Source organism: Okeania sp. SIO2C2, assembly GCF_010692625.1.
In the GTDB taxonomy this organism is placed as follows: Bacteria; Cyanobacteriota; Cyanobacteriia; order Cyanobacteriales; family Microcoleaceae; genus Okeania; species Okeania hirsuta.
On record NZ_JAAHGM010000041.1, the window covers coordinates 31,134 to 43,734 of the forward strand.

The 12,601-nt window shown below is 33.2% G+C and carries 12 protein-coding genes; 4 read left to right on the forward strand and 8 right to left on the reverse strand.

What is annotated here, in order from left to right; translation table 11 throughout:
* Nucleotides 1-732 precede the first annotated feature (732 nt).
* The 5 genes from deoC to F6K18_RS25435 all read right to left on the reverse strand — a co-directional run bounded on the left by deoC (nucleotide 733) and on the right by F6K18_RS25435 (nucleotide 3,782).
* Nucleotides 733-1,413, reverse strand: coding sequence for a deoxyribose-phosphate aldolase (gene deoC / locus F6K18_RS25420; protein ID WP_287525093.1), 681 nt, complete (start codon nucleotides 1,411-1,413; stop codon nucleotides 733-735).
* A gap of 619 nt (nucleotides 1,414-2,032) precedes the next feature.
* Complete coding sequence (gene rpsU / locus F6K18_RS25425; RefSeq protein WP_011613894.1) at nucleotides 2,033-2,221, reverse strand: 30S ribosomal protein S21; 189 nt, start codon at nucleotides 2,219-2,221, stop codon at nucleotides 2,033-2,035.
* Between the two features lie 329 nt (nucleotides 2,222-2,550).
* Nucleotides 2,551-2,676 carry a hypothetical protein gene (locus tag F6K18_RS36850; RefSeq protein ID WP_353735163.1) on the reverse strand — a complete coding sequence of 42 codons (126 nt, stop codon included), beginning with the start codon at nucleotides 2,674-2,676 and terminating at the stop codon, nucleotides 2,551-2,553.
* Nucleotides 2,677-2,679: 3 nt separating this feature from the next.
* Nucleotides 2,680-3,111 (reverse strand): Uma2 family endonuclease, encoded by a 432-nt coding sequence (locus tag F6K18_RS25430; protein ID WP_353735164.1) that lies wholly within the window; start codon nucleotides 3,109-3,111, stop codon nucleotides 2,680-2,682.
* 155 nt (nucleotides 3,112-3,266) lie between these two features.
* Nucleotides 3,267-3,782 carry a Uma2 family endonuclease gene (locus F6K18_RS25435; RefSeq protein WP_287525094.1) on the reverse strand — a complete coding sequence of 172 codons (516 nt, stop codon included), beginning with the start codon at nucleotides 3,780-3,782 and terminating at the stop codon, nucleotides 3,267-3,269.
* A 93-nt stretch (nucleotides 3,783-3,875) separates the two neighbouring features.
* Here F6K18_RS25435 and F6K18_RS25440 point away from each other — a divergent pair, with 93 nt between their 5' ends.
* Entirely contained in the window at nucleotides 3,876-3,950 is a 75-nt protein-coding gene (locus tag F6K18_RS25440; protein ID WP_375341348.1) for a hypothetical protein, read from the forward strand.
* A gap of 183 nt (nucleotides 3,951-4,133) precedes the next feature.
* On the opposite strand, the gene F6K18_RS25445 is transcribed toward F6K18_RS25440, so the two are convergent.
* From F6K18_RS25445 to F6K18_RS25455, 3 genes are all read right to left on the reverse strand, one after another.
* A complete protein-coding gene (locus tag F6K18_RS25445; protein WP_287525095.1) occupies nucleotides 4,134-4,571 on the reverse strand; it encodes a PIN domain-containing protein in 438 nt (145 codons plus the stop codon).
* Nucleotides 4,559-4,792 (reverse strand): hypothetical protein, encoded by a 234-nt coding sequence (locus F6K18_RS25450; RefSeq protein ID WP_287525096.1) that lies wholly within the window; start codon nucleotides 4,790-4,792, stop codon nucleotides 4,559-4,561. The genes F6K18_RS25445 and F6K18_RS25450 overlap by 13 nt, the downstream gene beginning before the upstream one ends.
* Before the next feature lie 467 nt (nucleotides 4,793-5,259).
* Nucleotides 5,260-6,129 carry an MBL fold metallo-hydrolase gene (locus F6K18_RS25455; protein ID WP_287525097.1) on the reverse strand — a complete coding sequence of 290 codons (870 nt, stop codon included), beginning with the start codon at nucleotides 6,127-6,129 and terminating at the stop codon, nucleotides 5,260-5,262.
* Between the two features lie 1,201 nt (nucleotides 6,130-7,330).
* Here F6K18_RS25455 and F6K18_RS25460 point away from each other — a divergent pair.
* The 3 genes from F6K18_RS25460 to F6K18_RS25470 all read left to right on the forward strand — a co-directional run bounded on the left by F6K18_RS25460 (nucleotide 7,331) and on the right by F6K18_RS25470 (nucleotide 12,288).
* Nucleotides 7,331-9,481, forward strand: coding sequence for a Tex family protein (locus F6K18_RS25460; RefSeq protein ID WP_287525098.1), 2,151 nt, complete (start codon nucleotides 7,331-7,333; stop codon nucleotides 9,479-9,481).
* A gap of 1,152 nt (nucleotides 9,482-10,633) precedes the next feature.
* Nucleotides 10,634-11,428, forward strand: a complete 795-nt coding sequence (locus tag F6K18_RS25465; protein ID WP_287525099.1) for a radical SAM protein — start codon at nucleotides 10,634-10,636, stop codon at nucleotides 11,426-11,428.
* 230 nt (nucleotides 11,429-11,658) lie between these two features.
* Complete coding sequence (locus tag F6K18_RS25470) at nucleotides 11,659-12,288, forward strand: 4Fe-4S single cluster domain-containing protein (RefSeq protein ID WP_287525100.1); 630 nt, start codon at nucleotides 11,659-11,661, stop codon at nucleotides 12,286-12,288.
* Nucleotides 12,289-12,601: the final 313 nt, after the last annotated feature.

Consider the following 12,601-nt stretch of genomic DNA (forward strand, 5'->3'; position numbering starts at 1 on the left):
CTTCCTGCTCCCTAATGTATTTCATAGACCACTGAATACGCTATGTGTCCGCACCCTTTCCTTATACTGCTATATCAGCTAATAGCGATCGCTTTCTCTTCGTCAAATTTGAGCCAAAACACTATATATACTAGGTACAAACTATAGTGCTACACTAAATATAGAGTTTATGGATATTTTCCAGATGCGATGCCAAATTTAAATAGTCACTAATTATATCATATCCAGACAATTAAATATAATCAAATAATCAAAAAATCAGGAACAAAGGGATTAGTTATCTAGAAAAGAAGGAAAAATCTGGCATTATCTGAGTTTTCAGTTTTTGATATGTCTAGACTTTTTCCTTCCACTGCTATATCAGCTCATGGCGATCGCTTTCTCTTCGTCAAATTTGAGCCAAAACACTATATATACTAGGTACAAACTATAATGCTACACTAAATATAGAGTTTATCAATATTTTCCATATGCGATGCGTAATTCTAATAAATAATAATTATATCAAATTCGTTTAATTCAGTATAAAAAAATGTTCTATCTGAGCGCCGTTGCCAAATCTTTCTTTCTCAAAATAATATGGGTATAAAACCCCGCTTTTTAAGGAGAAATATTTTTGGAGCGAAGCTCAAACCCCCTACTTCCCGTCCTGGGAGGGGTTAGGGGTGGGTTAACTTTTGACTTTTGACTTCTGAATTATGACTTCGTTAACTCCCCACACTGATGAGAATGTCAATATCCGGATTTGTCCTTTTGCTGTTTGAGCAATTCTAGACCACGAGATGTACCTAACCGAGTAGCACCCACAGAAATTAGATCCACTGCTTGCTCATAACTTTTAATTCCTCCAGCCGCTTTAATTCCAACATTAGTCTTGGTCATTTCCTTGAGCAGTTGCACATCCGCCACTGTTGCTCCACCATACCATCCCGTATTAGTGACAATAAAAGCCACACCAGAATCCATTAAGACTTCTGTCGCTAATCGCTTTTCTGCTTCTGTAAGTAATGCCATCTCTAAAATGGCCTTAACTGCTTTACCAGTTTCCTCAGAAATTTCGGCAATTTCCCGATGTAATTCATTAGTTTGGCCTGTTTTGATTTGACTCAAATTAATCATCACATCTAATTCTGAAGCGCCATTTTCTACAGCTTCTGAAGCTTCATATAATTTAGCTTGACCAGTAGTTTGACCATGAGGAAAACCAATCACAGTACAAACTTTTGGATGTTTGCCATGGAGAAATTCAGCTACTTGTTTGACGTAGTAAGGATATACGCAAACTGATGGAAACTTAAATTTTTCAGCGTCCGTACAGAATTTTGAAACTTGTTCTGGGGTCGCGGTGATTGTTAATAAAGAGTGGTCAATAAAAGAGGAAATATCTATAAGTTCCGGCTGCTCTACAGCCATTTTTTCTCTCCCAAAATATAGTGCCAAATTCAATTATTAAATTAATATTAATTTAACAGAAAACTGTTACTTATAAAGTAAGCATTCAGCTATTAGCTGTCAGCTATCAGCAACAAGACTCTCTCCTTCAGGATAGTGTTTAAATTAAAATAGACTTTAAGGGCAAGCTTTTGTAGTAAGACAATTAATAAAGCTTTGATCGTAAACTAAAGAATTAAGAATAAATAAAGTTTACAGATGCGGAAAATAAAGATATAAAATTAAGTCTTTAAATCCGGCATAGTGTAAAACTTATTTTTTCTCAATACTAAAAGCAATCGCTGATAGCTGACGGCTGAATGCTTACCTGATAAATATGATTTTTGATATATAAGGTTTTTGACCAGAGGTGAGGTACAGTTGTCTTTTTCTTTGCTGTTTGTTTGTTGCTTAAAACCTAGAAATTTGTACCTCACCAAATATTAGTAATTGCTGATGTTTAGTTCTTTTTTTGTTAGTAGTCTCAGGGAGACGCACCCAGGCGTCTCAACAAAAGTTATCTTAACAGCTTCTTAATGACTTATAGACTTAGAAAGACACTAATTGACAACAAATTCAAATTAGAATAAAGCAATAAAGATTAATAACGGGAACGTCTTTTCCTTTGTTTTTGTAAAGCCATTGCTTTACGCTTCCGTTTTTCAATAGGGGTCTCAAAGTGACGATGTTTTTTCATATCTGGGAATATTCCAGCTTGAGAAACTTGTCGTTTAAAGCGACGTAATGCAGATTCAATTCCTTCATTTTCTCCTAGTATCACTTGGGTCATCTATGCATTATCCTCCTAATAGATATTTTGACTTTATTTTTGTTTTGTGGAGCAAAAGCAGTTAGTCTTTGCTAGTTCAGTTTACAGAAAGCAAGGTTAGCCAATTGTGGCTACTACTCTAAATAGCTCTAACAGATTCAAGTTTTAGTATATTAGCATAAATTATCTAATGTTTATAGCAGAAGGAGGAAGGAAGAAGGAAATGGTCTAATTGTGGTATAATCGAAGTTAATACTTATGATTCAAGATTATTTCTGAAACTGATTTAATAACCAAGTGTAAACTTGAGTTTGGTTTTCTTGACGAGTACGTTGCAGTGCTTCTTGCAATCAAGAAATAGCTAACCCTGGCAAAACTTGAGACTCATTAATTTTTTTACTACCTCCATCGGCAATAGCAAAGGCAATAATTTCTACATTCTGTACGTCAATTATCCAATATTCAGCAACATTCATTGCTTAATATAGCAAACGCTTTTTGCCCTTATCATCTGCTAGGGAGGTATTGGCAACTTCAATAACTAGACTTGGTGGAGGATAAATACCTAGGTTAGTCATAGAAGTTCCCCAAGGAACGACATCAGCATTTTCGCCAATGTAATAGGAAAGATCGGGTTGAGTTGCTTGACATCCCGTTTTGCAGTAAGTGCAATTATCTTTACCAGTCAGGGTGATGCTTTTCGTGATGGTAAAGAGAGTAATTGCTGCGACGACAAGTATATGGTCGTTAGCATAGTCGCTTCCTAATGGTGACATTTCGATTCTGAGTTTTTCGTTGTGGTAGTAAATTTTTGCTTTTTGGTAACTTGGGTCGTCAATAGTTTGGATATATTCTTGCCAAGTTGCTGTTATCCAAGTATCTTTAGGTAGTTGGGATTGGGTTTTGTTCATGGTCTTTTCAGTTATTAGTTGTCAGAAAATTTTGGTTTTTCAGAAGGATTATTTAATCTTGAGCGATCGCTATATAAAAATCCTATAGCTAAGAAAGAATTGGTTAGGATATAGACTGATGATGAATCTTAGAATCTCAGAAATGTTTTTCACTCCTATTCCCTATTCCCTGCTATTGAAACTGACTGAATAACCAAGTGTAAACTGGGTTGATTTTCTTGATGAGTGCGTTGCAATGCTTCTTCTAATAAAGAAATGGCTAACCCTGGCAAAACTTGAGACTCATTAATTTTTTTACTACCTTCATTGGCAATAGCAAAGGCAATAACTTCTACCTTCTGTACGTCTACTATCCAATATTCAGAAACATTCATTGCTTCATACAACAAACGTTTTTCCCCTTTATCATCTGCTAGAGAGGTATTGGCAATTTCTATAACTAGATTTGGTGGAGGATAAATATCTAGGTCAATAATAGATGTTTTCCTAGGAACTACATTAGCATTTTCTCCAAAATAATAGGAAGCGTCTGGTTGAGCCGCTTGAAGTCCAGTTTTGCGATAAATACACTCATTTCTGCCATCTACCTTAATCTTTTTTGCCATTGCAAATAAGTTAACTATGGTAGTAATAACCATGTGGTCTTTACTGTGCTTGTTTGCTGGTGACATTTCGATTCTGAATTTTCCGTTGTTGTAGTAACTTTTGGCTTTTTCGTAACTAGGGTCTTCAGTAGTCAGATTGAAGATTTACTTTTGTCTGATTTGGAAAGTTTAACAGAGGATATTTTAGATTTTAATAGTTTGGAGGATTTAGAAAGTTGGTTGCAGGAACGTTAGTTTTCTGAATCAAAGAGAAAGATAATTAATATGATTTTTGTCAAACGGTTATAATAAAAAAATAGTACTTTGTTGGTTGGGTTGAGGAACCCCTAAACCTAACAGTAATTTGTTAAATCTCAATGTATATTAGTGTTGTTGGGTTACGCTACTGCTTAACCCAACCTAAAGTATATTTGGCGACTATAAATTAGATAAAATAAGAACATTAATACCAGAAAGAGCTTCTAAGCGTTTATCATTAGTTAAAAAAGTTTCACATCCATTTAAAATTGCAGTTGCACCATGAATTGCATCTGGCAATCTTAAATTAATTATGGTTCTTAATCGAGCTGATTCTATCAGAATTTTTCGATTTATTGGTACTACTTCAAGCAATTGCGAATTTTGGATGGCATTTTCATAAGTTAAACAAACTTCAGTATTATTATCAATTAATGGTTTCACTAAAACTTCTGCTAAAGTTAATTCGCTAGTAATGGCTTTGAGATTTCTATTATCAAAAGCCTCAAATAACTCATTTAATAAAGCTTGAAATTCAGCATATCCTTCTACTGCGTAAATAAAGATATTAGTATCTAAATAAACTCGTGTTCCTGTAATTGCTTCTAAAATTCCCATTTATCTCGCTCTTGATTAATAAAATTATCTACTTCTTCAGGAGTAGCAAAACATCCTTTGCCACTACCGATGATACTTTTTAAAGAGTTTTTTTTGTTGGGTGAAGATTTATATTTCTGGATTTTATTAGCAATATAAGCAATTAATTCTAATTGTTGCTCCAGATTCATTCCATCTATTTGTTTAATTACATTTTCCACAGAAACAATATTTTCGTTCATAGTATAACTTCCTTTTTGTCTACTATTTGAGTCAGATACTTACTATTACTATAGCAGATAGAAAGGGTGCATCTCAATTTTGAATCAAGCCAAAAAATTATCGCTTTTAGGCAACAGGCAACAGGCAACAGGCAACAGGGAATATATAGGAAAAAAGTATTTTTGCAAATATTGAGATGCACCCTTCTTAATTGAATAAATTAGAATCTATTTCATTCAGATAAAAGAGGGGATGATAAAAAATAGGAAGGGAAAAAGCCACCTTGACCTTAATTTTTGAATCCTCTTTTTATAGTGCTATTTTTGATAATTGAGATACAGTGGATTCCACCTTATTGAGGTATACCCTTCGCGGGCAAGATGCCCGCACTACAAACATTTAATTATTAATATTTTTACTTAATATACTTGGAATATTCTGTAAATCCTAACTACTTTATATTAATCGTCATAACTGTTAGAAAAACTCATAATTTTTCCATCCAATTAATACAGTTTTGTAACTGTTGTTCCATGGTTTTTGTATCAGCATGATATCGATGACCATGACCAGGTAATACCCACTCAAAACTATAGGGGATGAGTTTACTTATAGATTTAATTTGTTCTGACCAAGAATACCCACAATAACGACGAAAAGCATAAAGTTGATTTAAACTACTAGACCAAGCTAGATGGTCGCCAGTAAATAAAAATTTTCGATATAGTAAGACTGTATGACCTTTAGTGTGACCAGGTACAGGAATAATTAATAAATCAGGACTTAGGGAAAATGGTTCTGTGCCAGTTAATTTTATTTCTACATCATTAGTATCTGAAGAAATATCATCTACATGAAGGATGCGATCGCAGTTAAAATGTTCTCTAAATTTTTGATGGTCTGCTACGTCATCTTGGTGGGTTAAATACATATATTTAATTCCTCCCATTTCTTCCAAACGCTTCACTAATGGAGGTAAAAATTGGGGTGAGTCTACTAAAATATTCCCCTCTGGTCTGACAATAAAATAACTAGCTGCTCCAAAAGATTTTTCTGAATGATATCCACAATGATAAACATTATCTGCTACTAAAATTGGCAAGGTTTGCTGAATTTTTTTAATATCTTTTGGTGCTTCAATAGTACCGATAGAATTTGTTGGGCAAGATAGTAAAGCTTGCATTGCTTCTTGTCTTTCTTTGTCGTTTTTTGGTTGATGATAAACTGCTGATTTATCTCCATTTCGATGAAAAACTGTAGGTGACATCCAGCGACAAGTATCACAGTCTATACAGGTACTATCAACGTATATATCGCCATTAATATTTTCAGTACGTCGTAATTTAATTTTAGCCATTTTTACCTATTCAAAAAAGCTTATTATGAATTATGATTAATTTTGTAAGCATTTAGCTATTAGCGGTCAGCGGTCAGCTTTTTATTTTTGCTTAACCTGTTAATAATAATACCATTTATCAAAAACTTTTCTACACTTTTTTAAGTAGGGGATTCATTAATGGATAATGGATAATGGATAATTACCTCTCCCTAAAAGGAAGAGGATTGACTAAAAGGAAAAAAATTATTTTTTTCCCCTTGAAAGGGGAGGCTTTAAACCTGAATTATTTAATTATTTAATTATTTCATTATTAATTCTTCGATAAGGGAGTGGGGGACTGGGGGAGAGACAAACATCAGAATAATTATCATTAACTTGCTAATAATTAGGAAATAAGTTATTAAACCTGTATTAATTACTTGATAACTGAAGTTTCAGCCAAGTATAGCATTACTTTTGGGTATTGGTATAATCCCTCTGACAAAGATAATTATATTCTGTCTGTTGGAATACCTACAAGAAAAAATTTAGGAATTAGGGAGTAGGAAACAAGGGGAAAGAGCGAAAAATATTCTCACTTCAACAGCTATATAGCAATTCTAAATAGATTGTGAAAAATCAAAAAGTAAATAAAAAAACTGAAACTCTTATCTGTTCCCTGTTCCCTGTTCCCTGTTCCCTGTTCCCTGTTCCCTGTTCCCTGTTCCCTGTCCCTAAAAAGCAGTAAGATTTTTGACACGAATAAAATAGGATTGCTATATAATTTTTATTATGAATTGATATTAGCTTATGGCTGATAGCTGATAGTTTTGCCTGAATGCTTACTTAATTTTAACATTTTCCGACAGGAATTCAGATGTAAGAATTTGAATGTTCCTTCAAAGTAGAGAATATAGTAGTTATCATGTTCATATATATTCATTTTTTTCTTTTTTTCTGTTCCCTGTCCCCTGTTCCCTGTTCCCTTTTTCCTGTTCCCTGTTCCCTAAAATTCTCCAATATTTCACAAGTTAAATCATATTGCTATAAAAATAATTGATAATTGATAATTGATAATTGATAATTGATAATTGATAATTGATAATTGATAATTACCTCTCCCTAAAAACGGATAGGATAGAATAAAAGGAAAATTTTTTCTTGTTTCTCCTCATTAGGAGAGTATTTTTACCTTAATTATTCGGTAAAATCAAAAAAAATATATTTATATAGATGATTTATGCTGGACATAAATAAAATTTTAGCTCAAGAATTAAATATCAATTCTCAAAGTATTAAAAATGCTTTGGACTTGTTAAATGGAGGAGCGACTATTCCTTTTGTGGCTCGTTATCGGAAAGAATATACAAATTCTTTGGATGAAACTCAACTGCGAAATATTTGGGATAGATTTACTTATCTTCAGGAACTTGAAGAAAGAAAAAAGGTAATTCTTAAAGCAATTAATGATGCTGGCAAACTTACTGATGAATTACAGGAAAAAATTGATTTATGTCTGCAAAAAACAGAGCTTGAAGACCTTTATCTTCCCTATAAACCAAAACGACGGACTAGGGCAACTATTGCTAAGGAAAAAGGTTTAGAATCTTTGGCAGAATTTATTCAGTCTCTGAATAATTATCAAGCAAAATCTACATCTATTGAGCAAGAAGCTGTGAAGTATATTGATGAAGAAAAAGGAGTAAAAAATATAGAAGAGGCAATTCAAGGAGCATCTGATATTTTGGCAGAGTCAGTGGCAGAAAAAGCTGAGTTACGCTCTTATATCAGAGAATATTTTCTCAAATCTGGTTGTTTTAGTTCCAAAATTAAAGATGATTATCCTGAAGGTACGACTAAGTTTGAAATGTATCGGAATTTTCGGGTAAATGTTAAAGATATTGCTCCTCATAATATGTTGGCTTTATTACGAGCAGAGAGTGAAGGAATATTAAATTTAGAGCTTGATTTTGACCGAGATTTTGTACTGTCTTACTTAGCAGATTCAGAAATTAAAACTAGGGTTAAAGAAGTCAGAAGTTTTTATCAGGAAATGCTCAAAGATGCTTTGAATCGTTTGATGAAAAATTCTTTGATTAATGAAGTCCGAGGGCAAAAGAAAGCTGAGGCAGATATTGAGTCAATTAAAACTTTTGAAACTAATCTCAAAGAGTTATTATTATCTCCACCAGCAGGGATGAAACCTACTTTAGGAATTGACCCAGGATTTAGAACAGGTTGCAAAGTTGCTGTCTTAGATGAAACGGGAAAGTTCTTAAAATATCAGGCGATATTTCCCCATAAATCTGCGGCGGAAAAACAACAAGCTTCTACAACTATTAAGCAGTTAATTCAAAAGTATAAAATTGAACTTATTGCTATTGGTAATGGTACGGCAGGAAGAGAAACAGATGAATTTATGACTGAAGTAATTTCTACTTTAGATAAAAAGCCAATAAAGGTAATAGTAAATGAATCTGGTGCTTCAATTTATTCTGCTTCTAAAGTAGCAATAGAAGAATTTCCCGAATTAGATATTACAGTGCGGGGAGCTATTAGTATTGGCAGACGTTTACAAGACCCTTTAGCAGAACTGGTAAAAATCGACCCGAAGTCTATAGGAGTCGGTCAATATCAACATGATGTAGACCAAAAATTGTTGAAAAAAAAGTTAGATGAGACAGTGGAAAGTTGTGTAAATTATGTGGGAGTAGATTTGAATACTGCTTCAAAAGAACTACTAATTTTTGTTTCTGGTATGAGTTCGACAGTAGCCAAAAATTTAGTTAAATATCGGAATGAAAATGGAGCTTTTAAGAATCGTCAAGAAATTTTGAAAGTATCAAAATTAGGAGGGAAAACTTTTGAGCTTTGTGCTGGTTTTTTAAGAATTAGAAGTGGTGAAAATCCTTTAGATAATACCGCAGTACATCCAGAAAGTTATTCAGTTGTAGAAAATATAGCTCAAGATTTAGCTGTATCGATAAATCAGATTAATCAAATTTCAAATAGAGTAAAATCTCTGGATTTAAAAAAGTATGTAACCGATAAAATTGGCGAACCAACACTCAAAGATATTATCAGTGAATTAGAAAAACCAGGACGCGATCCTAGAGCAGAATTTAAGTATGCAACTTTTCGAGAAGGCATTAAAGAAATTAAAGATTTAGAAGTAGGAATGGAGTTGGAAGGAATAGTAACTAATGTGGCAAATTTTGGAGCTTTTGTTGATGTGGGAGTACATCAAGACGGGTTAGTACATATCTCTCAATTAGCAGATTATTTTGTTAAAGATCCAAAGCAAGTTGTGAAAGTTGGGCAAGTGGTAAAAGTAAGAGTTTTGGAAATAAATGAAAAGTTAAAACGAATTGGTTTATCGATGCGAAAGTAAGTTTAAATAGGAGTCAGGAGTCAGGAGTCAGGAGTCAGGAGAGAAGAAAGAGGAATACAAGAAGAAAGTTTTTTGGTCGCGTAAGCGCAACGGAGTTCTATCGCGCTCTTATCCGGACATGATATCAGATCAAATCTGTTTAATTCGGTATAAAAAAATGTTCCATTTAAGGTGAAATATTTTTGGAGCGCAGCTCAAATCCCCGTTACAAAAATAACTTCTGACTTCTGACTTCTGACTTCTGACTTCTGACTTCTGACTTCTGACTTCGTTAAGGGTGGTGGTGCATTGTCATTATTTTTGTTACCAGACACGATAGTGGGAGCATCTTGCTCCCGTACTGTTGCTCCTGTACTCTCTAGACCAGGGTGCCCACACTAGACCAGGATACTCACACTAAAAAGATAATTTATGGGTGGTGGTGCATTGTCATTATTTTTTGTTACCAGACATGATAGTGGGAGCATCTTGCTCCCGTACTTAGGTTTATTAATTTATGTAAAAAAACAGAATATTTGTATACCGCAATACTTCAAAAAACATCTACTTATATCTATCTTCTTAATAAAGACATTATAAGTAGGTGAGCATAAATAAAGGCAATATTAAGGAGGGGGTTTTTAGAACTCGATCGCGCTTAAGTCAAAGCTTTCGGTTAAACCCGCCACTACAATTTTTTTTACGTTTAATTAGACCTACCTACTTATGCAGATTTTATGATTCGTTAGAATAGAAAAAATATACTATCTCCTGATTAATTGAAATCCAGTACTGATGTATAAAATTAGAGATAAAAAACTGAAATATAGACTTGTGAATTCGACAAAAAATTATTTATATAGCGTTTTGATATGGGGTGTGGAGACCAAGTGCTATGAAAAAGGTATGGAGGAAATAGTAAAGGAGGGAAAATAGCATTAAATAGCAGCAAAAACAAGAATATAAGGTAATAGAACGGCGCACTTTTTTTATTAGAAAAAAACTCAATCTATATTTACATCTCAAATAAACACACTATAGATAATAAATAGACTTCTTGCAAAAGTTTTAATTAAATTAATTCAAGATATGAAATCAATAATTCCCTATTCCCTATTCCCTATTCCCTGACTTCTGCAAGAAGTCTAATGTCAGAAATAAAAATTAAATCAAATGATGACAAAATTAACTGATGAATTTATACCAGTCTATGGACCAGTAAAATCTTGGCGATATGGTCAGTCTCTAGGAATAGATCCCATAGGCAAAATTTCTACCTGTTCCTTCAATTGTGTTTACTGTCAATTAGGAGAAATAGAACAAAAAATAAGCGATCGCTCAGTCTATGTCTCTACCACAGAAATATTATTAAATCTGCAAAAATTTGCGCCGTGGGATGTGGATATTATTACTTTGAGTGGCAGTGGAGAACCAACATTAGCTCTGAATTTAAAAGAGATTCTACAAGAAACGAAAAAATTAACAAACAAACCCATATTAGTATTAACAAATGGCACAACTTTAACTAATCCAGAAGTTAAATTAGCCTTAACTTTAGCAGATCGAGTATCAATCAAAATAGATGCAGTAACTCTCAAACAACTACAAGGAATTAATCGACCTGCAGAAATATTAAATCTGTCAGATATCTGGCAAAATATCAAAGATTTTCGAGATAAATATCAAGGTAAATTAGCAATCCAAACAATGATTTTATCTCCATGGAATACTCAAAACAAAATAGAATATATTAACTTGATAAAATCTATCAAACCAGATGAAATTCAACTTAACACCCCCACTCGACCTAAACCTATAAAACGTCAATTAGATGGCAGAGAAAATCATACAGAATATCGTCCTTATGCAGTACAAAAATTAAAGTGTATTAGCCTAGAAAAGTTACAAAATTTTGCAGAAGAAATTTACAAAAATACTAACATTCCTGTTCGTTATAAACAGAAATAACATCCTGGTTGTTTGATGATAAAAAAACCAGGTAAGCATTTCCTGCGGAATCCTGTGCAAACAGCTTTTTAATGAATGAAGCAAGCACTTGCTTAACTTCTACTACATTTTTAAACAAAGAATTGAAGCACAAGAGCAACGAGCTTAAATTGTCCACTAAAAGTAATAAAGCTGATAGCTGATAGCTGATAGCTGACCGCTGAATGCTTACAAAACAAGTAAATAGAAATATGAGTAACTTAATAGCCAAATCATCAACAATAACACCAGTAGAAATTTCATCAGAATATCTCAATATTATGGGCTATATTGATGAATCTGAAGTAAACGGACCTGGTTGTCGTGCTGTAGTATGGGTACAAGGTTGTAAACGTGGATGTGCTGGATGTTTTAATCCTGATTCTTGGTCTTTTGATATGAATCAATTAATCAGTGTTGAAGAACTAGCAAATAAAATATTAAATAATCCTCGAAATACAGGAGTTACCTTTTCTGGAGGAGAGCCATTTTTACAAGCATCAGCACTGACAGAATTAGCAAAAATCTTAAAATCTAATGGTTTAAATGTAATGTCTTTTAGTGGGTTTACTTTACAAGAATTAGAGTCAAAAAATGCTCCAGTAGCTGCTCAGGAATTATTATCTCAGTTAGATATTTTAATTGACGGACCATTTATAGAAACCTTAGCTATTCACTCTCCTAATTCCTTAGTTTCTTCTAGTAATCAACAAGTTAGAGTATTTAATCCAGAATTGAAAAATCAATTAAATTGGGCAAGCGATCGCCTAGAAATTCATGTGCTTAAAGATGGTAGTCGGATATTTACTGGTTATTGGGGACAGTTAGGTTTGGGCGAGTAAAATAAATATTAGACCGCGTAGGGTGCGAAACATTTTACGTAATGCACTATTCCACAGCAAAAAGGCGTGACAGTAAAACCAACTATTTCATCAATATTTAAAATTAGGCAAATGCAAATGTAGATACTATATAATCCGCGCTTAGTAAGGTTTCCTGATTAATGTAGAATAAAACTTTTAAAAATTAGTTTTGCTCAAAATAAAGTATTCCTAGGTGCGGACAATTTTTCCTAAAAAGCATCAGCTTCCAATGTTAATTAATATCAATTTCAAGAGATTTTATTTGACTTCAGCATCAATGTTCTAGCTTTTC

What these genes read in the sequence shown, in the direction of transcription:
- rpsU (WP_011613894.1), bottom strand. Translation starts at nt 2,221, where the DNA reads ATGACCCAAGTGATACTAGGAGAAAATGAAGGAATTGAATCTGCATTA.
- F6K18_RS25455 (WP_287525097.1), bottom strand. Translation starts at nt 6,129, where the DNA reads ATGGCTAAAATTAAATTACGACGTACTGAAAATATTAATGGCGATATA.
- F6K18_RS25465 (WP_287525099.1), top strand. Translation starts at nt 10,634, where the DNA reads ATGATGACAAAATTAACTGATGAATTTATACCAGTCTATGGACCAGTA.
- F6K18_RS25470 (WP_287525100.1), top strand. Translation starts at nt 11,659, where the DNA reads ATGAGTAACTTAATAGCCAAATCATCAACAATAACACCAGTAGAAATT.
- F6K18_RS25450 (WP_287525096.1), bottom strand. Translation starts at nt 4,792, where the DNA reads ATGAACGAAAATATTGTTTCTGTGGAAAATGTAATTAAACAAATAGAT.
- F6K18_RS25445 (WP_287525095.1), bottom strand. Translation starts at nt 4,571, where the DNA reads ATGGGAATTTTAGAAGCAATTACAGGAACACGAGTTTATTTAGATACT.
- F6K18_RS25460 (WP_287525098.1), top strand. Translation starts at nt 7,331, where the DNA reads ATGCTGGACATAAATAAAATTTTAGCTCAAGAATTAAATATCAATTCT.
- F6K18_RS25430 (WP_353735164.1), bottom strand. Translation starts at nt 3,111, where the DNA reads ATGAACAAAACCCAATCCCAACTACCTAAAGATACTTGGATAACAGCA.
- deoC (WP_287525093.1), bottom strand. Translation starts at nt 1,413, where the DNA reads ATGGCTGTAGAGCAGCCGGAACTTATAGATATTTCCTCTTTTATTGAC.
- F6K18_RS25435 (WP_287525094.1), bottom strand. Translation starts at nt 3,782, where the DNA reads ATGTCACCAGCAAACAAGCACAGTAAAGACCACATGGTTATTACTACC.
- F6K18_RS36850 (WP_353735163.1), bottom strand. Translation starts at nt 2,676, where the DNA reads ATGAATGTTGCTGAATATTGGATAATTGACGTACAGAATGTAGAAATT.